Annotated in this window: 19 protein-coding genes; 14 read left to right on the forward strand and 5 right to left on the reverse strand. The window is 65.9% G+C overall.

Features of this window, described 5'->3' with window-relative positions:
- The first annotated feature begins 94 nt into the window (after positions 1-94).
- The 5 genes from KXD97_RS12100 to KXD97_RS12120 all read left to right on the forward strand — a co-directional run bounded on the left by KXD97_RS12100 (position 95) and on the right by KXD97_RS12120 (position 7,534).
- On the forward strand, positions 95-1,171 hold the full coding sequence (locus KXD97_RS12100) for a fatty acid desaturase (RefSeq protein WP_313901370.1): 1,077 nt from the start codon (positions 95-97) through the stop codon (positions 1,169-1,171).
- A gap of 105 nt (positions 1,172-1,276) precedes the next feature.
- The gene (locus KXD97_RS12105) at positions 1,277-3,853 is read left to right on the forward strand and encodes a CocE/NonD family hydrolase (protein WP_260757016.1); all 2,577 of its coding nucleotides are present in this window, start codon (positions 1,277-1,279) and stop codon (positions 3,851-3,853) included.
- Positions 3,854-4,034: 181 nt separating this feature from the next.
- Positions 4,035-4,487: a DUF5994 family protein gene (locus KXD97_RS12110; protein ID WP_260757018.1), complete on the forward strand. Its 453-nt coding sequence runs from the start codon at positions 4,035-4,037 to the stop codon at positions 4,485-4,487.
- 20 nt (positions 4,488-4,507) lie between these two features.
- A complete protein-coding gene (locus KXD97_RS12115) occupies positions 4,508-5,986 on the forward strand; it encodes a wax ester/triacylglycerol synthase domain-containing protein (protein ID WP_260757019.1) in 1,479 nt (492 codons plus the stop codon).
- Positions 5,987-6,175: 189 nt separating this feature from the next.
- Positions 6,176-7,534 (forward strand): IS1380 family transposase, encoded by a 1,359-nt coding sequence (locus KXD97_RS12120; protein WP_313901315.1) that lies wholly within the window; start codon positions 6,176-6,178, stop codon positions 7,532-7,534.
- A 139-nt stretch (positions 7,535-7,673) separates the two neighbouring features.
- Here KXD97_RS12120 and KXD97_RS12125 read toward each other — a convergent pair whose 3' ends face one another.
- A complete protein-coding gene (locus KXD97_RS12125) occupies positions 7,674-7,817 on the reverse strand; it encodes a hypothetical protein (RefSeq protein WP_260757020.1) in 144 nt (47 codons plus the stop codon).
- Between the two features lie 278 nt (positions 7,818-8,095).
- Here KXD97_RS12125 and KXD97_RS12130 point away from each other — a divergent pair, with 278 nt between their 5' ends.
- The 5 genes from KXD97_RS12130 (at position 8,096) to KXD97_RS12150 (ending at position 11,678) form a co-directional block, all read left to right on the forward strand.
- Entirely contained in the window at positions 8,096-9,196 is a 1,101-nt protein-coding gene (locus KXD97_RS12130; protein WP_260757021.1) for a glycosyltransferase, read from the forward strand.
- Between the two features lie 477 nt (positions 9,197-9,673).
- A complete protein-coding gene (locus KXD97_RS12135; protein WP_260757023.1) occupies positions 9,674-9,832 on the forward strand; it encodes a DUF6307 family protein in 159 nt (52 codons plus the stop codon).
- Positions 9,833-9,865: 33 nt separating this feature from the next.
- Complete coding sequence (locus KXD97_RS12140) at positions 9,866-10,063, forward strand: hypothetical protein (protein WP_260757932.1); 198 nt, start codon at positions 9,866-9,868, stop codon at positions 10,061-10,063.
- Positions 10,064-10,185: 122 nt separating this feature from the next.
- Complete coding sequence (locus tag KXD97_RS12145; protein ID WP_260757933.1) at positions 10,186-10,914, forward strand: GAF and ANTAR domain-containing protein; 729 nt, start codon at positions 10,186-10,188, stop codon at positions 10,912-10,914.
- Between the two features lie 8 nt (positions 10,915-10,922).
- Positions 10,923-11,678 (forward strand): GAF and ANTAR domain-containing protein, encoded by a 756-nt coding sequence (locus tag KXD97_RS12150; RefSeq protein WP_260757934.1) that lies wholly within the window; start codon positions 10,923-10,925, stop codon positions 11,676-11,678.
- Here the strand turns inward: KXD97_RS12150 and KXD97_RS12155 are convergent.
- Positions 11,675-12,475, reverse strand: a complete 801-nt coding sequence (locus tag KXD97_RS12155; RefSeq protein ID WP_260757024.1) for a GAF and ANTAR domain-containing protein — start codon at positions 12,473-12,475, stop codon at positions 11,675-11,677. The two genes, KXD97_RS12150 and KXD97_RS12155, sit on opposite strands and share 4 nt — an antisense overlap.
- Before the next feature lie 19 nt (positions 12,476-12,494).
- On the reverse strand, positions 12,495-14,129 hold the full coding sequence (locus KXD97_RS12160; protein WP_260757025.1) for a fatty acyl-AMP ligase: 1,635 nt from the start codon (positions 14,127-14,129) through the stop codon (positions 12,495-12,497).
- Between the two features lie 412 nt (positions 14,130-14,541).
- Here KXD97_RS12160 and KXD97_RS12165 point away from each other — a divergent pair, with 412 nt between their 5' ends.
- Positions 14,542-15,651 carry an acyl-CoA desaturase gene (locus tag KXD97_RS12165; protein ID WP_260757026.1) on the forward strand — a complete coding sequence of 370 codons (1,110 nt, stop codon included), beginning with the start codon at positions 14,542-14,544 and terminating at the stop codon, positions 15,649-15,651.
- Here the strand turns inward: KXD97_RS12165 and KXD97_RS12170 are convergent.
- Positions 15,641-18,562 carry an RND family transporter gene (locus KXD97_RS12170; RefSeq protein WP_260757027.1) on the reverse strand — a complete coding sequence of 974 codons (2,922 nt, stop codon included), beginning with the start codon at positions 18,560-18,562 and terminating at the stop codon, positions 15,641-15,643. The genes KXD97_RS12165 and KXD97_RS12170 overlap by 11 nt on opposite strands.
- Positions 18,559-18,984, reverse strand: a complete 426-nt coding sequence (locus KXD97_RS12175) for an MmpS family protein (protein ID WP_260757028.1) — start codon at positions 18,982-18,984, stop codon at positions 18,559-18,561. The genes KXD97_RS12170 and KXD97_RS12175 overlap by 4 nt, the downstream gene beginning before the upstream one ends.
- Before the next feature lie 285 nt (positions 18,985-19,269).
- Here KXD97_RS12175 and KXD97_RS12180 point away from each other — a divergent pair, with 285 nt between their 5' ends.
- From KXD97_RS12180 to KXD97_RS12190, 3 genes are all read left to right on the forward strand, one after another.
- A complete protein-coding gene (locus KXD97_RS12180; protein ID WP_260757029.1) occupies positions 19,270-19,941 on the forward strand; it encodes a TetR/AcrR family transcriptional regulator in 672 nt (223 codons plus the stop codon).
- A gap of 123 nt (positions 19,942-20,064) precedes the next feature.
- On the forward strand, positions 20,065-21,435 hold the full coding sequence (locus KXD97_RS12185) for a hypothetical protein (protein ID WP_260757030.1): 1,371 nt from the start codon (positions 20,065-20,067) through the stop codon (positions 21,433-21,435).
- Positions 21,423-22,199, forward strand: a complete 777-nt coding sequence (locus KXD97_RS12190) for a hypothetical protein (protein WP_260757031.1) — start codon at positions 21,423-21,425, stop codon at positions 22,197-22,199. Before KXD97_RS12185 ends, KXD97_RS12190 begins: the two co-directional genes overlap by 13 nt.
- The last annotated feature ends 14 nt before the right edge of the window (positions 22,200-22,213 follow it).

Raw genomic sequence — 22,213 nt, forward strand, 5'->3', positions numbered from 1 at the left:
GTGGGCTGGCAGGAGAAATCCTGTCAGCCCACTCTCCTTTCAGGGCGAAAAACCGACGTTATCGCCAGAACCCACAACGGATTCGGTAGTTTCTTTGGCCATCACTGATGTCGCTGCCTACGCGCATCTGACCGACGCGGACATCGACCAACTCGCTTGTGAACTCGACGCGATCCGCCGCGACGTCGAAGAATCTCTCGGCGAGCGGGACGCCGCGTACATCCGTCGCACCATCCGATTTCAGCGGACGTTGGAAGTCCTCGCGCGCCTGGTCATCGGTGCGAGCCGGCGCCGGACCGGTTGGCTGCTGGGGACCTCGATGCTGGCGTTCGCCAAGAGCGTCGAGAACATGGAGATCGGCCACAACGTCAGCCACGGCCAATGGGACTGGATGAACGATCCGGAGATCCACTCCAACACCTGGGAGTGGGACATGGTGGCGGTGTCCTCGCAATGGCGTTACTCGCACAACTATCGTCATCACGTCTTCAACAACATCGTCGGTGTCGACGACGATCTGGGCTTCGGCATCATGCGGGTGACCCGCGACGTACCGTGGAAGCGCGAGCATCTGGCGCAGCCGTTCCGGAATGTGTTGCTGGCCATGATTTTCGAATGGGGCATCGGCCTGCACGGCGTGCACTCAGAGCGGGACCGGTTGACACCCGATGCGGCCGCGGTGAGCCGGGCGCGCAGGAGCTTCGTCGGCAAGATCGCCCGCCAGATGATGAAGGATTACGTCGTGTTCCCGGCGCTGAGCGGGTTTCGGTGGCGCCGCGCGCTGGGCGCGAACGTGGTGGCAAATCTGGCGCGCAACCTGTGGGCCTATGTGGTGATCTTCTGTGGGCACTTCCCGGACGGCGCCGAGAAATTCACCGAGGACGTGCTCGCCACGGAGACACGCGGCGAGTGGTACCTGCGGCAGATCCTGGGCTCGGCGAACTTCACCGCCGGCCCGGCTCTGGCCTTCGCCAGTGGCAATCTGTGCTACCAGATCGAGCACCACTTGTTTCCCGACCTGCCGAGCAACCGCTACGCGCAGATCGCCGAGCGCGTGCGCGCCCTTTGCGAGAAGTACCGTCTGCCATACACCACGGGACCGCTGGCCCGGCAGTACTTTCAGGTCTGGTGCGCGATCAACAGGCTGGCGCTACCCGACGGGCCGCGGTGAGTCGGCCCGGCGAAGAGTGCGGGGCGCCCGCGAACTGACTCATCGGTAAGAAATATCGGCAAAGGGCTTCCGCAAGGCGGCCGGCGCAGGGTAAACACATAAGTCATGGGTGCCGGGGCGTATGTGGGTCGAGTTGGTGGGTTGGCGGTCGCGCTGGGGATCGGTGCGGCGGTGTTCACCGGCGCGGGGGTCGCGCAGGCTGACGACAGTGGCGGCGGCGCGGAGTCAGAGACGTCGCAGTCCGCCGAGAATTCGACCTCGTCGGCGTCAACTGCTGCCAACGAAAACGTTTCGGGGACAAGGGAATCCAAAGATCTCTCCGCGGCAGGGGAAGCAGCGGAGATTGCGAGCGAACCAGGGGCGGAGGAGCCCGGCGGCACGGAGGACGTCGCCGAGGAAGCCGGCGAAGGCGAGCCGGGCGCCGAAGAAGGTGTCGACGAGGAAGCCGGCGAAGGCGAGCCCGAGCACGAGGAAGCTGTCGCGGGGCAGCCGGGCGGTGAAGAGGCCGGCGGTGACGAGGCCGGCGACGGGCAAGCCGCCGACGGGGACCGGAAGTCGCCATCCGACGAGGCGGTCGTCGTCGAGGACGACGAGCCGGTCGGCGACGTCGGCGAGCCGGCCGAGGTCGTCCTTGCGGACGACGGTGCGGCAACCGAGGAAGGACCGGCGGGAGAACCGACCGGCGGTCAGACCGCCGGCGAGCCCGTCCCCGGTCCCACCGTCAACCCCGTCGCCGATCAGCCGGCCGTTGCGCCTGTCGTTGCCGACGACGTGTCGGGACCGGTCGAGCCCGACACCGAGACCCGGGAACTGGCGGACGCGACGGTCCCCGAACTGCCCGCCGAACCCGAGACGCCCGGCGGGGCGCTGGCGTCGTTGGTGATGTCGGTGCTGGCCGCCGGACGCGAGGCCACCAACGAGACGCCGCAGTCGGTCGGTGACCAGGTCAGCACCAGCCTCGCCGCCGACGAGTACCCGATTCCGACCGACGTCGTGGTCGAGGACTTCAAGCCGCCGTTCGAGTGGCTGCAGCACGTCCCGGTGCTGGGCCGGTTCGTCGTCACGCCGCTGGTGCATCTGGTGCACGCGCTGCCGTTCGTCGGGGAGTTCCTGCATCCGTTGATCGGCTGGCCGGTGGACCACGACGCGGCGCCCGGTGACCCGAAGCCGCGCACCGTGCGGGTCACGTCGTTCGACGGCGCGAAGATCTACGTGCATTTCATGCCGGCCAAGGGACTCAAGGCCGGCGAGAGCGCACCGACGGTGCTCTCCGGCCCGGGGCTGGGGCTGCCCGGAGCGACGACGCTGGGCATCGACATCGACGGGTTCCTGCCCAACGACGTCGTCGGTGTCGGCATGCTGCGCAAGGCGGGCTACAACGTGGTGACCTGGGATCCGCGCGGGGAGTGGCATTCCGAGGGCACGATGTTCCTCGACTCGCCCGATTACGAGGGCCGCGACGTCTCGCACATCATCAGCTGGCTGTCCACACTCGACGCGGTCGAGAAGGTCGACGGTGATCCGAAGATCGGTATGGTCGGCGCGTCCTACGGCGGCGGCATCCAATTGGCCGCTGCCGCAATCGATCACCGGATCGATGCGATCGTGCCGACCATCGCGTGGAACAACCTCACCGATGTGCTGTTCCCGCGCCAGGCGGTGAACAGCGGCTGGGGCACGCTGCTGCCGACGGTGCTGGCCCTGACGTTGGCGCGCGAGCATCCGCGGATCTTCCCTGTGGCGATCTCCGGTGTGCTGCTCGGTTATGCCGATCCGGCCGACATCGAGCTGGTGGAGAGCTTCGGATATCAAGATCAATTGCAGGACATCACTATTCCCACGTTGCTGATCCAGGGCACAGTCGACACGTTGTTCACGCTGGACCAGGCGCACCGCAACGCGGTGGAGTTGATCGAGGCCGGAACCACGACGAAGGTGCTCTGGTACTGCGGAGGCCACGGCGCATGCCTGAGCAGCTTCAACGACGGCCGCAAGGTGTGGGGCGAGACGCTGGAGTGGCTGGACCGCTACGTCAAGGGTGAGGACGTCGAAACGGGACCGCAGTTCGAGTGGGTGGACCAGAACGGCGAATGGTATTCGTCGGAGACCTATCCGGTGGGTTCGACCGGTGCGCCGATCGAGGCGTCCAGTGATGACCGCAAGACGCTGCCCTTCGTGCCGTTCATCGGCGGCTCGGGCCCGAACCCGGCGATCCTGTTGCGGGGACTGGTGCGCACACTGGTCGGACTGCCGTCAGCGGCGCCGGCGCTGAACGCGGTGAACCTGCGCGTGCCCGACGTCGACGTCGAGACTCAGATCGTGGGGGCACCGGAGCTGACGCTGACGTACTCGGGCCGGGGGACGGCCAAGCACGTGTACGCCCAGATCGTCGACGACGAGACGGGCTTGGTGCTGGGTAACCAGGCGACACCGATTCCGGTTGAGCTGGACGGGGAATCGCACACGGTGACGTTCTCGATGGAGCAGGTGGCACACACGCTCCAGCCGGGTCAGTCGGTGACCGTGCAGATCGTGACGTCGACGTTCTCGTTCCTGAACTTCTATTCATGGGGGCATGTGACCGTCGAGGGGATGTCGATCAAGCTGCCGACGGTGAGCGCAGTCGCGTCATCGTCCGCGTCGCCGCCGCCGTCCCTCTCGGCAGGTGCCGACGCCGCGTGAGTTCCCGCCGAAATCGCATTCCACGCGGCCGCTTTCTCGAAATCACCGCGACAGAAGCGATCTCGGCGGAACACGTGCAGGCGTACAGTGGACATACCGGCGGAATGTCGCACGCGCATATTTGAGATCGCGTCGTCGCCGGTCAAACCGGGTCCGCACGTCAACCCAGTCGGGACGCCAGATGGCACAGCAACACAGGGGCACTGGCTACGGCCAACCCCACAACGGACCTGAGAGCACACCGCGGCTACGCCTGAAGCGGAAATCTCCCACCACCGGGTACGTCGACGGGGCATGGTGGCCACGAAGCGATGATCTCGCTGCAGAACTGCCCGATCTGCTGGCAGTTCTCTCGGTACGACTGGGCGACGTCTCGCGTGTGACGTACAACCGCGGCGAGTGGCAGGCCGCGCCGAGGAAGCTGAAAGTCGACGACCAGGTGATCAGGCTGGACGGGTACGACCGTCAGCCGGCCAGCACACTGGGGGTGATCGACGCCCGTGGTGCGGGCACCGTCCTGCTCGTCGTCCCTGCGCAGTCGGACGATGAGCACGCTCATGCGGTGATGATGGCGGCCGCCGCGCCGGACGACGCGACCCGGATCGATCAACTGTTGGCAGCGAGTCAGCGCTGACGAGCATCGACGATCCGACCATGGCGGGTGCAGATGAGCCCAGGTTGGCCGTCGCCGACGCGCTGAAGCTCAACCTTCAGACCGCGACGGCGTCCGCCCACTCGATGTCGCTGATAATCCTTGAGGCGTCGGCCGATCTCGACCACGAGACACTTCGCGAGGTCGTCGCCACCTCGCTGCCGCGGCTTCGACGTTTTCGTAGTCGACTGGTTCACAAGCCCTTGGGCGTCGGCCGCCCGGTATGGGCCGATGTCCACGGCTACGACGCCAGCACACAAATCCACAGGGCGACGGCGCCTGGGCCCGGAGGTGAGCGCGAACTTGCCGACGTCCTCACCCGGTTGAGCGTCGATGCGCAACACCGCTCCCGGGCGTTGTGGCACGCCTGGACGATCGATGGTCTGGCAGGTGGCCGCTGGGGGTTGGCGGTGATGACGTCGCCTGTGCTCGCCGATACGCCACTGTGGGAACTCTTGGTGTCCACCGAACCCGACCGCCTCAGCCACCCCCCGGCCGAGACGGGCTTCGGGCCTGCACCGTCGATCGGCGGCCTGGTCGCGGACACGGTGAGTGAGATCGTCCAGGGCCAACTGGCCGGGACACGGGTCATCGTCGGCACCGTGTCGGGCGCGGTGCGCGCAGTGTGCCGCGCCGTGCGTGGTGTGCCGGATTCGCCCACCGACACCGAGGCCGTGTCGTCGATGCGCGGACCGGTGCCCATCACGGTGTTGAACGCCCCGCCGACAGCGCGGAGGGCGGTCGCCCTCGCGAGGCTGAGATTGGACGACGTGAAGGCGGTCAGCGACGCGTTCGGTTCCAATACGGCCACCGTCGTCCTGACCGCCTTGACCCTGTCGTTGCGGGATTGGCTGCACCGGTACGGAGACGTGCCGGACGCTCCGCTGTTGATCGAGGTGCCGCTCTCGGAGCCTGCGGGAGATCCCGCCGACAGACCGAACCCGTCGAGGATGGGGCTGGTGCGCGCTCCGGTACAGCTCGACGATCCGGTGCAGATCCTGACCAACCTGCACACGGCAACCGAGAGGCTGAACATCGATCGCTGTACCGACGACGAAAAGAGCTCGACCGCAGATGATCTCGCGTCGATGGCATCCCTTCTGCCACCGGAGGCGTTACGGTGGGCGTCGGCTCTGCGCTCGGGCATGAACGTGCCGGCATGGCGGCCGCCGGCCCGCCACTGCCGCGTGTCGTTCCTGTCGGCGCAACCGGGCTACTGCGGAGGGGCCAGGGTCGCAGGAACATATACGAGCGCCCCACTGGCGGAGGGTCGGGGTCTGAGTCTCACGGTGACCACTCGCGCTGATGTCATGGATCTCTGCGTGTCGGCCTGCCCTGACAATGTGCCTGAAATCGGTGACATTGCAGGCGGAATCGTCGATGGGGTCGACGTGCTTCTGGCTGCAGCGGCGAAATCACCACGCGGCGAAGGCCGGTCGGTGGTCACCGAAATGACGTCCTACAACTTACGGCGATCCTGACGTCCTGCGCCCTACAGCCACCCGAGGGCTGACTCGCCCGGATCCATGCGCAATCAGCTGCGCCTTAACCTCGACGTTTCGTGGAATAGGCTGTTGACACGACCTGTAATGCACGGAAGTGCCTGTCCTGCTTGAGAAAATGTGACTTGTCTAGGGTCCATGTTCACAAAGCGGGAAGGCACTCCGTAGGTGAAGCGTAGCGCGGTTCGTTCTCTGCTGGTGGATTCAGGTCGCGAGTCGTTGGTCTCGTCGGCCGGCGGGCTGCTGTTGGCTCGGACGCTGCACGTCTCGGGACTGGAAAAGGCCATGTCAGAGGTCTTGAAGCGGTGGCGGGCACCACGAACCCTGCACGACCCGGCCAAGGTGCTCACCGATGTCGCGATCGCGGTGGCACTCGGCGGTGACTGTGCCGCCGATATCGCGGTGGTGCGTGCTCAGCCCGAGCTGTTCGGGGCGGTGGCCTCCGATGCCACCGTGTCACGTCTGATCGCCACGCTGGCCGGCGACGTCGATGCCGCCGTTGCGGCGATCCGCGCGGCCCGGGCAGCAGCCCGCGCGCACATATGGCGGCGCCAGCAACCGCTGGCCGGTACCTCAGGCAGCCAGGTCATCGTCGATCTGGACGCCACCCTGGTGACCGCCCACAGCGACAAACAGGGCGCCACCCCAACCTTCAAGTACGGATACGGGTTTCATCCCATGCTCGCCTTCGTCGACCACGGCAGCCACGGATCCGGTGAAGCCCTGGTCGGGTTGCTGCGACCCGGCTCAGCCGGCTCCAACAGCGCTGCTGACCACATCAGTGTCCTGGATGCCGCGTTGGCCCAACTGCCCGAACCCGAACGGGCCCGGGTGCTGGTGCGCACCGACACCGGTGGCGGGGTCAAGGACTTCCTGCACCACATCACCGACCTGGGACTGCAGTACTCAGTCGGGTTCTACGGCATGCCCCCGATCGTCGAAGCGCTGCGCCGGGTCCCGCGGCGGGCGTGGCGGGCTGCCCTCGACGGCGACGGCACACCACGCGAGGGCGCCCAGGTCGCTGAGTTGACCCGCTACCTGCCCGACACGCTGAAAGGCTGGCCGGCAGGGATGCGGGTCATCGCCCGCCGAGAACGTCCCCATCCCGGCGCGCAGTTGCGCCTGACCGATGACAACGGGTGGCGGATCACGTGCTTTGCGACCAACACCCGCGGTTGGTCGATCTGCGATCTCGAAGTCCGGCACCGTCAACGCGCCCGCGCGGAAGACCGCATCCGCAACCTCAAAGACACCGGACTGACCAACCTGCCGTTTCACGGGTTCGCCCAGAATCAGATCTGGCTGGAGATCACCCTGCTGGCCGCTGACCTGCTGGTCTGGACCCAAGTCCTGGCCTTCACCGGCCACCCGGCCAGAGGCTGGGAACCCAAACGACTACGCCTGCGCCTGCTTGCCGTCGCCGGACGCATCATCACCTCAGGGCGTCGCCGCTACCTACGGCTGCCAAGAGGCTGGCCGTGGAGCGACCTCATCGAATTCGGCTGGACCGCACTGCAACCCACCTAAAACACAGAAACCATTCCGACGAGCAAAGGACCCAGGAGCACCGGCGAGACGCAACGCCGGAACCCCAGGCCGCCCACGTCAGAACCGCCCACCCACGCCACGAAAAGACCTCAACTACCCGCCACGTGAAAGATCGAGGTTAATGCCTCTTGATGTTGATGTCGTGTACCGTTGCGGCGGCTGCCGTCTTGGCTGCCGACTTCGCGTTCTTGTCGGCACGTTTCTCTTTCAGGCTCTTTCCGGACTTCTTCGACATCGTTTGGCGCGGAGACTTGTCAGACATTGGTGGCCCTTCGTCAAGGGGCCTGGGTGGTCCCGATGTTTCGACCCTACTCCTGATGTCGAGACGGCGGGGTCGGCTTCGGGTGTAGCCTCGAAGCTACTGGGAACCCTGCCGGTCCGGGATGTTCAGCTGACTTCTGCTGATTTCGACGAGCAACCGCTCACGCCGCCGCGCCGGTACCACCGTCCGTCGGGATTGTCGTGAACGCTGTGCCCACCTTTGAGTCTTCCTTCGCTGCCGCTTCGAGGCGTCCGCCCGCGGGAATCGTTCGATTCGGGATGCTCGGCGCCTATCCACCGGCGCCGTGGGGGCCGGCCGGTTTCATCTGTGCGCTGACGGACGCGTTGAGCGCTCGTGGATCCGACGTCGGTGTCGTGCGGGTCGCCGACGGCTCGCGATCTGCCGACCGCCGGGTCGTCGGGGAGCTGGTCAACGGTTCCGCATCGTCGGCAGACGAGTGCGTGGCATCGCTCAATCAGAGCGACGTCGCGGTGATACACCACGAGCACGGCCTCTACGGTGGCGCACACGGAGACGCTCTGCTCGACGTCATCGACGGATTGTGCGTCCCGTCGATTGCCGTCGTGCACAACGTTCTCAAAAACCCTGCTCCGCACCAACGTTGGGTCCTCGAGCGGGTGGCGGCCACGGTCGATCGGCTGGTGGTGTTGTCCGAGGCGGCGCGGGAGAGACTGTGTCGTGAGTATGGCGTGGACCGCTACAAGATCGCCATGATTCCGCATGGCGCCGTACTTCCCAGCGGTCCACGGTTGAAACGCGGTAGCAGACCGGTCATCCTGACTTGCGGCCTGTTGGGCCCCGGAAAAGGTGTCGAGCGCGTCATCGACGTGATGTCCTCGCTGCAGAGCGTCCCTGGCCGTCCCCGGTATCTGGTGGCCGGACCGACGCATCCGAAAGTGCTTGCCGGCGAGGGTGAGACCTACCGCGACGCTCGGGTGGAGCAGGCCGGTCGAAGCGGCGTCGCGGACTCGGTGCTCTTGGACGGCCGCTGCATCGACCGGGCATCGCTGGCAGCACTCCACCAGGCGGCCGCGGTCATCGTGTTGCCCTACGACAGTGCCGATCAGGTGGCCTCGGGGGCCCTTGTTGCTGCTGTCGCAAGCGGTCGGCCTGTCGTGGCCACGGCGTTCCCGCATGCGGTGGAACTGCTGCGCGACGGTGCCGGCAGCATCGTGGCTCACGACGACCCTGAAGCGCTCGCCGCCGCCTTGCGTCGGATTCTGACGCAGCCACGGCTGGCCGGGGCGATGGCGGCCAAGGCCCGCCAAATGGCGCCGGCGATGGCGTGGCCGGTTGTCGCCGACGCCTACCTCCAGGTCGCAGCACAGCTGATGGCGCAGCGGCGGACACGGGTGTAACGCCCCGCGCACACTCAGTGAGATTCGGCCTCTTGGCTACTCTTTTCAGGCTTGCCACCCACGTCCGGCCTCATTAAGCTGAACAACGCCGACTCGCTGGTCGTCGTCTCTCGCGTTTCCGCCCGCGGTCCGCACTCACTCGGGTTCACAGCACAGCCCAGCCACTTCGGCCACCAAATAGAACGGGCGCGGCATCTGCTGACGACCACCGACTTTCAACACACCCGCCGCTGAGACAGCGCACCAAGACCTCCGGGCCATTGTCCGGCGGGGGCTCGCCCAGTGAAACCGAGGGGTCACTGGGCGAATTCCCTGTGAGCGCATTCGTCAACGGGGATCTCCCAATCGAAGTGATGAGTGACGACAGGTGGAACACGTGTTTCGATCGCCCACCCCCGCGGGCTGATAATCGGCGTACGTTGTTGGTATCGGGTAGCTCGATCACGAGCGAAAACGCCTGACGTCAAAAGGAAATCGATGGCTGCGCCGAAAAGATTCCGAACCCCCTACCAGAACCGGGTAACGCTCGTCCAGGACACCGTCAGGCAACACTCCGCACTCGACGAAGACGCCGCACGCGAACTGGCGGTGCGCGTGTTGCATGCGCTGGACTCCATACCCGAGAAAGTGCGCTGACCTCGTGATCAAGTACCAGGGAGATGCGTGACGATGACGGTCCTGGTGAAATTGTCCAATGGCCGTGTCGATGAGTACATGCGATTCGGCGACGTTTACGTCAGACACGGCGACGGCACACTCGATGTCGTCCGCACCGGAGGAGCGCACCGCTACAGCTACGCGGCCGGTGAATGGGTCGGTGTCGACGGAGACGAAAAGCGTTGGAAGAAATCGCTTTTCTGGCGCTGACACCCGACCAGCCGCCCGTTCCCGGGAGGGAGCGGAACGCTTGTCTGATGAAAGGCGGTCGGCATGAACGCCGTTGCTCGATGCGTGTACCTGCCCTGTGCCCGGCTTCTGTCCGGCTGAATGTGTCGATCACCGAGCAGTTGCTCGCGGCTGTCGGCGGCCGCCGTGGCGTCGAGGCCGCTGACCGTTTGTGTCGAGCGTGCGTGGCGCTCCTGGACGTCGACGCGGTGGCGATCTCGCTGGTGTTCGACGGTGCCAACGCCGGCACCCTCGGCTCAAGCGGCCCGCCGGCCAGGCACTACGACGAGCAGCAGTTCATCCTCGGCGAGGGACCGTGCCTTGACTCGGTGGTGCGGCGGGTGCCGGTGCTGGTGGCCGACCTCGCCGCACCGGCCGGTCGACGGTGGCCCCTCTACGGGCCGACATTGCTGGACATGCAGATCAGCGGCGTCTGTGCCATCCCTGTGGCGGTGGCCGGCGAATACGTCGGTGCGCTCGATCTGTTCCGGGTCCGGCCCGGTGCGCTCACCGCCGATCAGCTGGACGGGGCGCTGGTCGCCGCCGAACTGGCCGAAGCGCCTCTGCTGGACCTCCTCGACGCCGATCTGCAGGCCGCCGTCAACGACCCCGGAAGTGACACCTGGGCGGAGCTGAACAAGCTGTCGCGCGCCGAGATCAGCCAGGCCACCGGCATGCTCGTCGCCCAGCTCGAAGTGGAGCCGGACGAAGCCCTGATCCGATTGCGTGCCTTCGCGTATACCAGCGGTCGTCCGGCCACCGAGGTTGCCCACGAGATCCTCAAGCGCCGGCTTCGGTTACCTGACGACCGACATCACGACGACACCGGATAGGGAGCAGCCTGATGGACGACGCGCGAGAAACACAGGTTCTGGACGCGCTGGTGTCCTTCGTCGACCGCCTGCTCGTCGATGTCGACGTGGTGGACCTGCTCATCGAACTCACCGAGCGCTGTGCCGAGCTTTTCGACGTGGCCGCCGGTTTTCTCCTCGCCGACCAGTTCGGCAAGCTGAATCTGCTGGCAGCCAGCTCCGAGCAGGCCCGGGAGTTGGAGTTGTTCCAGCTGCGCGCAAACGAGGGCCCGTGCCTGGGCTGCTACGCGTCGGGTGAGCCGGTATCTGTGGCCGATCTGCACGGCGCTGTCCTGCGGTGGCCGAGGTTTGTGCCCGCGGCGCTGGACGCTGGCTTCGGGTCGGTAGACGCAGTCCCCATGTGCGCGGCCGGTGACGTCGTCGGGGCGCTGGGCCTGTTCGCCGTCAGACCCGACGCGCTCACGGATGCGGACCGCCACCTCGCCCAGACTCTGGCCCACATCGTGTGCGTGACTATCGTGCAGGATCTGTCACCGGCGCGCCCGTCCCTGCTTCCCCAGTTGCGCGCCGCCTTCGCCGCCCGGGTCGTGGTGGACCAGGCGACCAGCTTCCTGCGCGAAGTCCTTGGCGTGTCCGTCGAGGACGCGTTCGAGATCCTGCGCGCCTATGCCCGGGCCCGCGGCGAACACCTGAGTCACGTCGCCCGACGTCTGATGACGGATAAGTACTCCCGCCCGGTCCTGGTCGCGGCGATTCTGGAGTTCGCCGGCGAGGTGCGAGATTAGGGGTTCTTTCTGGCGCGTGCCCGGCGCACCGCCTCATCCACGAGGCGCTCGGCGACCGCCACGAGTTTGACGTTGTCGGCCTGACTCAGGCGCTTGAGCCGGTCGAACGCCTCCTCCACGCTGACACCGGAGCGGCTCCGGATGATTCCGATGGCCTGATCGATGACGGCGCGGTTACCCAGGGCCCGCTGCAGCCGCTCGGTGCGCTCCCGTGCACTGGCCAGCAGTTGAGCGTTGTACACCGACGCCGCCGCCGGCACGGCAAAGCGGGTGCCCACCTCCACGGCGTGGTTTCCGAAGGCGTCGCGGGCACGGGCGTAGGCATTGATGGCCCCGATCACGCGATCGTCGATGATCAGGGGAAGCGACAGCGCCGAATGCACCGCCATCCGGGCCACTCGGCCGCCGAAGCGCGGCCAGCGGTCATCGCTGCCCAGCGAGCCGCTGACGGCGGCACGGCCGGTGCGCATGGAGGTGATGCACGGTCCCTCGCGTAACTCCTCGTACTGCACCCGGTCTATCTCGGCAATGAAACCTGATGTGGCCGAGGTCATTCGGACGTCCATCATGGATTGGCCCAACTCGGCCAACGTGATGCTGACGCCGTCGACGCCCGGTAGGGCGTGGGTGGCGAACTCTGCGACGGCGCCGAGCAGTTCCCTTGCGGGCCGGGCGTCGGCGACCAGGCTTGCCACGCCAGTCAGTGCCACGTACAAGTCGATCTCGTCGGCTTCGCGCTGCGCAGCCGACAGATCTGACTGCCTGGCCCGGCCGGGCTGTGCATCGAAATCAGCCATGCCCAATGGAGGATACTCCTCAGTTCACCAGCGAGAGCGCATGCGCACGCCGCAGCTTCCCTGACGGTGTCTTCGGGATGGTGCCGGGCTCCAGCACCACAACGTTGCGCGGTCGCACGTCGACCTCGGCGAACACCTCGTGGGCCACCTGCCGTTCGACGCGGCGCACCTCGGCTTCATCCTCGAAGTGTTTACACTCCACCGCGACTGCGAACGTCTCCCGCGACCGGCCGGCGTCCAGCCGTACCGCGACGGCGCATCCGGGCCGTACCCCGTCGACGCGACCCGCGGCACGCTCGATGTCGGTGGGATAGATGTTGCGGCCGGCCATGATGATGACATCTTTGAGACGCCCACAGATCACGACGTGGCCGGTCTCGGTCAGATAGCCGAGATCGCCGGTGTCGTACCACCCGCGCTCATCCTGAGCGCCGATGAAGCCGGCGACGGTGACGTAGCCCTTGGTCACCGGCTCGCCGCGGACCTCGATGACGCCGATACCTCTGGCGGGAAGCTCGGCGCCGTCTTCGTCGACGACCCGAATCTCGAGGCCCTGCAACGGTCGGCCCAGGGTGACGAGGCGGCGGGTGTGGCCCCGGCTCGCCGGGACCGCGCGGTGCAGCACGGCGAGCAGGTCGGCGTCCACTTCGTCGACGACCATGCCTCCGCCGCATTCGGAGAAGGACACGGCGACCGTCGTCTCGGCCATCCCGTAGGCGGGGATGACCGCCTCGGGTTTGAGGCCGAAGGGGGCACCGGCGGCGCAGAGATCCTCGACGTCGATCGGATCCACCTGTTCGGCGCCCGAGAGCGCCCATCGCAGTGAGGACAGATCGAATTCGCCCGGCGTCGCCTGCCGGCGCAACCGTCGTGCGAGCAGGTTGTAGGCGAAGTTCGGCGCGGCGGTCATCGTGCCCCGGTACTTGTCGATCAGCTTCGGCCACAACAAGATATCGCCGAGAAAATCCATCGGGGTGATCTTGACCAGCTCGGCGCCGAAGTACATCGGCACTGTCAGATACCCCGTCATCCCCATGTCGTGGAAGCACGGCAGCCAGCTGACGATCACGTCGGTGTCGAGGTCGAAGGCGCAGCCGGCGGTCATGGCCTCGGCGTTGGCGACGATGTTGGCATGGCTGATCTGCACGGCCTTCGGCGACCCGGTGGAGCCGCTCGTCAACTGCATCAGCGCGACGTCGTCGTCGTCGGTGTCGACGGGATCGATCGGCTCCCCGGCGAGCAGATCAGTGATGCTCAGCACGGTGATGCCCAGGCCGGCCAGTACTGGGGCGGCCGCCATGAAGGGATCGGAGATCACCACGGCCCTGGCCGAGATCATGCTGATCACGGCGGTGGTCTCGTCAGCCCAGCGGACCAGGTCGGTGCGCGGTGTGGGCTGGTGCAGCATCGTGACGCTGGCGCCGCGCATCCAGACGCCTTGAGCGGCAGGCGCGATCTCGACCGGCGCACCGGCCAGCATCGCGACCGCATCGCCGGCGTTGACGCCGGCCGCGGCCAGCCCGCCGGCGATCCTGCGCGCGCGCTGGTGCACTGCTGCCCAGGACTGCCGAAGCGGCGAGTGGGGCTCGCCGGTGTGGAAGCCCTTGGTACTTCGCTCGGCGTTGGCGAACATGGTTTCGGTGAATCGGCTCATAGACAGCCCTTTGCGGCTATAGCGCGCACGCGCTGGTGAATTGAGGGCATGGCCCACTTCGGGGAGCGGTGCCGCCGAGGCACGGACTCTTGGTATGTCGCACGCCGAGAAACGGACGGAGGGCGTCGTGCGTGGATCGGCGGGGATCAGGGTCGCCGCCGTGACGCTTCCGTGAGGCTGGATGGTCAACCTCGGTAAACCGTAGCGCGCCCGGCCCCGGTGTCGGGGCATTGGGCGCAACTGATCATCGGCGCGCCGGTCGAGCCGGTGCCCACCCTGCGCCGTCGGGTAGTGTGAAGTCAACCCGCCGACGCGTGGTGCCGCTTCCTCGCACACCGTCGACCGGTTCCCGCACTCTTCGGTTTCAGGGTCAGTCTCCGCGCCCTCAGCTGGAACGACTCTAGGACCCACCATGGCTGTCGCCGACATCGCCCATTACACCCATCTGAGTCCCGAGGACATCGAAAGTCTGGGACGCGAGCTCGACGAGATCCGCAGCGATATCGAGGAGTCCCTCGGTGGGCGCGACGCCGCCTATATCCGGCGGACCATCAAATTCCAGCGCGCACTCGACGTCGCGGCGCGGTTGCTGATCGCCACCACCCGCTCGACCGCCGGCTGGGTGGTGGGGACCGCCGCACTCGGCTTTGCCAAGAGCGTCGAGAACATGGAGATCGGCCACAACGTGTCCCACGGGCAGTGGGATTGGATGAACGACCCCGAGATCCACTCAAGCACGTGGGAGTGGGACATGGTTGCGGTGTCGTCGCAGTGGAAGCGGTCGCACAACTACCGCCACCACGTCTACAGCAACGTGATCGGTATCGACGACGATCTCGGGTTCGGCGTGATGCGGGTGACCTCCGATCAGCCCTGGCGGCGCAGGTATCTGCTGCAGCCGCTACAGAACCTTTTCCTGGCACTGACTTTCGAATGGGGGATCGCCCTGCACGGCGTCGATCTGGAACGCCCGCGGGATGAAAAGAACTCGCAATTCAAGTTATTGGCAGGAAAGATCACCCGCCAGGGGATCAAGGACTACGTGCTCTGGCCGGCGCTGAGCGTCAAGCGCTGGCGCAGGACCCTACAGGCCAACGTGGTCGCCAACCTGCTGCGCAACCTGTGGGCGTACGTGGTGATCTTCTGCGGGCATTTCCCGGACGGCACCCAGAAGTTCGCCGCCGACGTGCTGGATAGCGAGACCAGGGCCGAATGGTACTTGCGGCAGATGCTGGGCGCGGCCAACTTCAAGGCCGGTCGGCTGCTGGGGTTTACCAGCGGCAATCTGTGCTATCAGATCGAACACCACCTGTTCCCGGACCTGCCCAGTAACCGCCTCGCCGAGATCTCGCGTCGGGTGCGCCCGCTCTGTGAGAAGTACGGCCTGCCCTACCTCACGGGGTCGCTGGCCCGCCAGTACGGGTCGACGTTGCGGATCATCCACCGACTGGCGCTGCCGGACCCGCCTGCCCTCGCCGAGAGTGCGCTCAGCGCGGGCTTTTCCGCGGATTTCACACGCTAGGCGCACTCTCGGCGGGCTGTGCCTTCGGCCACGGCTGCGGCTTCGGGCGAGGACGCACATGCATCGGCCACCAGAACCAGCGGCCCATCAGGGCGGCGATGGACGGCGTCATCAGTGAGCGCACGACCAACGTGTCGAAAAGCAACCCGAGCCCGATGGTGGTGCCGACCTGCCCGATCACGATCATGTCGCTGACGATCATGCCGATCATGGTGAAGGCAAACACGAAACCGGCTGCGGTGACGACGGATCCGGTGCCGGCCATCGACCGGATGATTCCGGTGCCGAGCCCGGCGTGGATCTCCTCCTTCATCCGCGACACCAGCAGCAGGTTGTAGTCGGCGCCGACGGCCAACAGCACGATCACCGACATCGGCAACACCATCCAACCCAGCGGGATGCCGATGATGTGTTGCCAGATCAGCACCGAAAGCCCGAAGGACGTCCCCAGACTCAGCACCACGGTGCCGACGATGACCGCTGCGGCGGCCACAGCACGGGTGAGGATCACCATGATCAGGAAGATCAGGATCAACGACGCGACGGCAGCGATCAGCAGATCGTAGTCAGCGCCCTGCTGCATGTCCTTGTACATCGCTGCGCTGCCGCCGACATAGACCGTCGATCCCTCCAGCGGGGTGCCCTTGATGGCGTCGGCGGCGGCGATCCGCAACGGCTCGATCCGTTCGGTGCCGTCCTCGCTCAGCGGCTCACCCTGATGGAACACGGTGAACCGCACCGCCTTACCGTCCGGTGACATGAACAGCTTGATCCCCCGCTGGAAGTCCGCGGTCTCAAACGCCTCCGGCGGCAGATAGAAGGTGTCGTCATTGCGCGCGGTGTCGAACGCCTCGCCCATCGCCGTGCTGTCCTCCTGCATGGCGATGTTCTGATCCTGCTGCAACTTCTGCGCCTGGTACTGGTTCAGCATGATCTGCTTCTGGTTCTTCATCGTCTGGATCATCGCCGGCATCAGCGCCGCCATCTGCGGCGTCAACTGCGCCATCCGCTCGATGTCGGGGACCAGCTCGGTGAAATCGTCGGACATCGTGCCGATGCCGTCGAGGCTGTCGAAAATCGAGCGCAGCGCCCAGCACATCGGGATGTTGAAACAGTGTGGCTCCCAATAGAAGTAGTTCCGGAGCGGACGGAACTGGTCGTCGAAATCTGCCAGGTGGTCCCGCACGTCGGTGAGGTTCGCCGACGTGTCTCTCATCTTGTCGGCCATTCGGCGGCTGACATCGGCGAGTTCCAGGGTGATGCGCTGCATCTGTTCCATCGAGTCGATGGTCACCTGCATCTCGTTGGCCTGCTGGAGCGTGTTCTCCAGCACGGTCTGCTGGAAGTCGTTGTTCAGCAACTGGCCGGTGCCGCTCTGGCCCAGGGTGTAGGCCAGCGACGCATGCTTGATGGGTTTGCCGTCCGGGCGGGTGATCGTGGTGACCGAGGCTATTCCGTGCACGCGGACCAGCGCCTTGGCGATCTTGTCGATCACCAGGAATTCGGCGGGGTTGCGCATGTCGTGATCGGATTCGACCATCACCAGGTCGGGGTTCATCTTGGCATCGGAGAAGTGCCGGTCAGCCGCGGCGTAGCCGACATTGGCGGGCACGTCATCAGGGAGATAGATGCGGTCGTTGTAGGTGGTGTGGTAGCCGGGTAGTGCGAGCAGCCCCACCAGGCACAGCACCATTCCCATCACGAGGATCGCTCCGGGCCAGCGCACTGTGGCCGCGCCGAGTCGCCGCCACCCTCGGGCACGGCCGTTGCCCTTGGGCTCCAACACTTTTCCGAAGCGGGTGACGATCGAGATGAGCGCCGGCCCCAGGGTAAGCGCGGCGGCCACCACGATCGTCATGCCGATCGCGAGCGGGAAACCCATGCTCTGGAAGTACGGAAGCCGGGTGAAGTGCAGGCACGCCGTGGCCCCGGCGATCGTCATGCCCGAGGCGAGTACCACGTGGGCGGTGCCGTGGAACATGTCGTAGTACGCCGATTCCCGGTCCATACCCGACCGCCGGGCTTCCTGATAGCGCCCGATCAGGAAGATCGCGTAGTCGGTGGCCGCGGCGATCGCCAGCGTCACCACCATGCTGGTGGCGAACGTGGTGAGTCCGAACGCCTCGTGGTACCCGAGGAAGGAGACGATGCCGCGGGCTGAGAACAATCCGACGAAGACCATCGTCATGGTGACGAGCATCGTGACGACCGACCGGTAGATGATCAGCAGCATCACGATGATGATCGCGATCGTCACGCCCTCAATGGTTTTCATGCTGGCGTCACCGACGATGTTCTGATCGGTGGTGAGCGCCGCGGGACCCGTGACGTAGGCCTTGACCCCGTCTGGAGCCTGGTTCGATTCGACGATGTCACGCACCGCCCGAACCGATTCGTTGGCGAGCGCCTCGCCTTGGTCCCCGGCGATGTACACCTGGACGTAGGCGGCCTTGCCGTCGATGCTCTGCGCGCCGGCCGCGGTGAGCGTGTCACCCCAGAAATCCTGGACGTGCTGGACGTGGGTGGTGTCGGCGTCGAGTTCGCGGACGACCTCGTCGTAGAACGCATGCGCGTCCGGCCCGAGCGGCTGCTCGCCCTCCACCACGATCATCACCGAGCTGGAGGTGTCGTACTCCTGGAACTTCTCGCCGACGTGCTTGGTCGCGATCAGCGCAGGCGCGTCGTTGGGGCTCATCGACACCGCGCGCAGCTTGCCGACGTCTTCGAGCTGCGGCACGGCCGTGTTGAGGAACGCGACGATACCGATCCAGGCCAGGACGATCGGGATGGCGAAGGTGCGGATGAATCGCGGCAGCCGGGGCCGCGAGGTCGCCGCATGCCGCGTCGCCGGGATCGAGTCGGTGGGCGCGTCGTCCGGGCTGTCGCCGGTCCGCCTGCTGAGGAGAGTCATGCTGCCTTCACCAGGCAGTACGTCGCGGCGTTCAACCCGTCGGCCGTCCTTTCGTCTTTGATCTCGTCATCGACGATGACCCGGCAGCCGATGGTGTGGCCGTCGCCCTGGGCCATGATGTTCGGCATCACCGACGGCAGCGTGGTCTCCAGCGTCAGCGACCAGGGCAGAGGCACCTCACCGGTGCGCTGCGGCTTGCCGTCGAGGTCGACGTAGTTGATGGTCGCCGAGGAGCCGGACCCGAAGACCTCGTACGTGACGACCTTCGGGTTGAACGACTCTGCGGTGTCGGCGTCCACCGTGGTCACGATCGCGCCGTCAGATCCGAACACGGAGCGCAGTTGCGACACGGTCAGCACGCCGACCGCCACCGCGGCCACCACCAGCATGGGCAGCCACACCCGTTTGACGACGGCGATCACCGTTCAGTCCGGAGGTGAGTGAGGTTGCCGTGCAGCGTCTTCCGGGAAGTTTCTGCGCACGCGGAAGCGGCAGGCAAGGTCGTGCCTTTCGATGAGGGGCGCCGCGGGACATCAGACGGCACATGCGATCGTTAGGGAATCTAAGCCTGCAAGTGGATAGAGTCAATCCGGTTATTGTGTTTTGGTAAGGCACATCACTAAATTGGGCCGGTGATTTGACAATTGCTGCTGGGGCGTGGGCAAGGGTGCCGAAGGCCGGCGGCTGCGGTCCGTAGACTCGCCGTCATGAGTGCTGGGGATCCGCAGGCGTCGGGCCTGCGCAAGGATGCCGAGCGCAACCGGCGACGGATCATCGAAGCAGCCCGCGAGCTGTGTGCCACGCGCGGGCTGGAGGCCACGCTCAACGAGGTTGCCCACCACGCCGGTCTCGGTGTCGGCACGGTGTACCGGCGCTTCCCCACCAAGGAGGCGTTGTTCGAGGCCATCTTCGAGGACGGGATCGACCAACTCGTGGTGCTGGCCGAGTCCGCGCTGGAGGCCGAGGACTCGTGGGAGGGGTTGTCCAGCTTCGTCTGGCAGCTGAGCGAGATGACCGCGACCGACCGCGGCCTGCGCGAGATCGCGTTCAGTCGGGCGTCCTGCGGGGGGCGGGTGGACGCCGGCCGAACCCGGCTGCACCCGCGGATTTCGAAACTCGTCGAGCGGGCCAAACGGGACGGATATCTGCGTCCCGAGGTGTCGGCGACGGATATGCCGCTGCTGGGCTTGATGGCAGGCGCAGTGAGCGAGTATTCGGCCGAGGTGTCGGCCGACCTGTGGCGACGTTACGTCGCGATCCTGTTGCAGGGCTTGCGATGTCACGCGGGGCAGGACCGGTTGCCGGTCGGCGCTTTGACTCAGGCCGAGTTGGAGGCCGCGATGAACCGCTGGCCGCCCACCGCTGCGGTGGAGCCGTAGTCGCCGGGCCCTCGGTGCCGCCCGTGCTGGTCCGGCAACCGGTATGGCGGTATCTGGGAAACAAAGACCCCCGCGCCAAATGTTGCGCCGAACCCCTCCGAAGCTGAGGGAGAATCAACCCTTGTGCTGCCTTCCCGCTCAACGCTGCAAAGCTGGGACCCGGACGCGTTGAGCGCGAGCGGGGGCGCGGTCGATTCCAGCGGCACATCGGTTGGCGCGGCGGTATCCGGCATCGACGACGCGGTCAATCGGCTTCCCGAGGTCAAAGGATGGTCGGGAGAGGCACATGACGCGGCGACCGGGATGTTCGGCCGCGCCGACATCAAGGCACAGCAATTCACCGACTACGCGAAAGCAGTGGCGGCAGCACTGAAAAACGGCGCCAACACGATCGGCGGTGCCCGGGCGGCGCTGCTGGCCAAGGCTGACCAGGTAGATGCCGGCCCGCTCAACGTCACCGACCAGTGGGTCGTGCTCATCGACCCGATGATGACGTCGGAAGAGGAGATGGCGAAACTGCAGGCCCTGGCGATGCAGGAACAAGGAGAGATCAACACGATGCTCGGCGCGGTGGGAGACGCCGACAACGCGACCGCCGACGCGATCATCGCGGCGGGCAAGGAGGCCGGTTTCGTGGAGCCCGGTCCGCCGGCCGATCTCGGGGGCCTGCTGCTGCCGACAGCGCAGCGCCCGCCCGACCAGGTGCCCGATCCGCGCAATCCCCTCGGATTGGCAGGTCAGGAGGCGATCCGCGCGGCCGATCAGCAGCAGCACATCCGCGAGGTCGTTTACTCGACGAACCGGTACGGCGAGGAGGTGACGACGGTGATCAAACAGGACGGAAGCAAGGCGATCACCACGCGGATGGATCCGTTCGAGTGGCCGAGTAAACAGAACTTCTTCCAGATGGAGGAGTTCGACAAGAACGGTGACTTCATCGCCAGGACGAGTTCCTGGCACGACCTGGGCAACGACTGCGACTACACCACCATCGCCTACGCGGACGGTTCGCATCTGACGATGTCGATGGATCCGACGGGCTACCGGACGGCCGGTTTCACGACGCCGGACGGACGGCACAGCGCCGTGCCGGTCGAGCTGATCGACAACCTTTCCATGGCGACCACAACAGGCATGGGCGGCCTGGAGAAGCACATCGCCCGCGGCGGTTCGCTGCCGATACTCACCGCCGAGTCGGTCGACAACATCGGCAAGGCGATGAAGTTCGGCGGGCCGGCGCTGAGCGCGGCGACCACCGTGTTCGACATGGTGATGGCGGAGTCGGGGAAAGACCGCTGCATCGCGCTTGTCGCCGGTGTCGCCGGCGGAAGCGGGGGCTGGGCTATGGCCGAAGCCGGGGCTGCTATCGGCGTGCTCGGCGGTCCCCTCGCGCCGTTGACCGTCCCGCTCGGGGCAGTCGTGCTCGGTGGCTTCGGTGCCGCCGGAGGCATGGAAATGGGCAAGTTCATCGGTGAGGTCGTATGTCCGTACTAGAACTGCCGGAGCCCGTGGAATGGCGGCGTGGCAGCAGGTTTGCCGTCGTCGCGATCTCGGCGTGCATCGGCTTCGCTTTTGCTTACCTTGGTCTCGGAGTGACAGCTTCAACACGAGGTAGCTATCTCACGTTGGCGGTCACACTAGGTTTCTTCGCCTTTCTGATCCTGTTCGCTTCCGCGATCCTGCTGGTGATTTTGCGACGAACTACACTGCGTACAGCCAGTAAGGCAACAGGATTCACCGTATTGCTGGACCGACGTACCAGCAATCTGATAGTCACTGGTGTAGTGGCGGCCGTACCAAGTCTGCTGATCTTCGTGGTGGCTGCGCCGGTGGGTGCAATCGAGTTCGCGGAAACACGAGCTTTGCGCACGGTGTGGGTGGGGGCCGCAGCGGCGGTGTTGTGCACGATGGTCTGGGGATTGATCACAGCTTGGCGTCGACGCGGATTCGGCCATCTCACGTTGACTCCGGCAGTGATCGAGAACTCCGACATCCGTTCAGTGCGAATCTTCGAATGGGACAACGTCGTTGACGTTACCGCTCACGCGGAGTCGCGGCGAGCACCTCGTGCGGTCGTACTTCGATTACGCGACGGCGGCGAAGAGATCATTGGCATGGCTGACCTCTACGTGCCCGGCGGTGCCGGACTCTATTGGCTGGTGCGCCATTACTGGAAACATCCCGAGGACCGCAGTGAGTTGGTCGACGGTCGCGCTCCGAAACGGTTGGCCGAGGGCAGGTTCGACCTGTCCGCCTGATCGCCGAGATCGCC

Source organism: Mycobacterium sp. SMC-8, from assembly GCF_025263565.1.
Taxonomy (GTDB): Bacteria; Actinomycetota; Actinomycetes; order Mycobacteriales; family Mycobacteriaceae; genus Mycobacterium.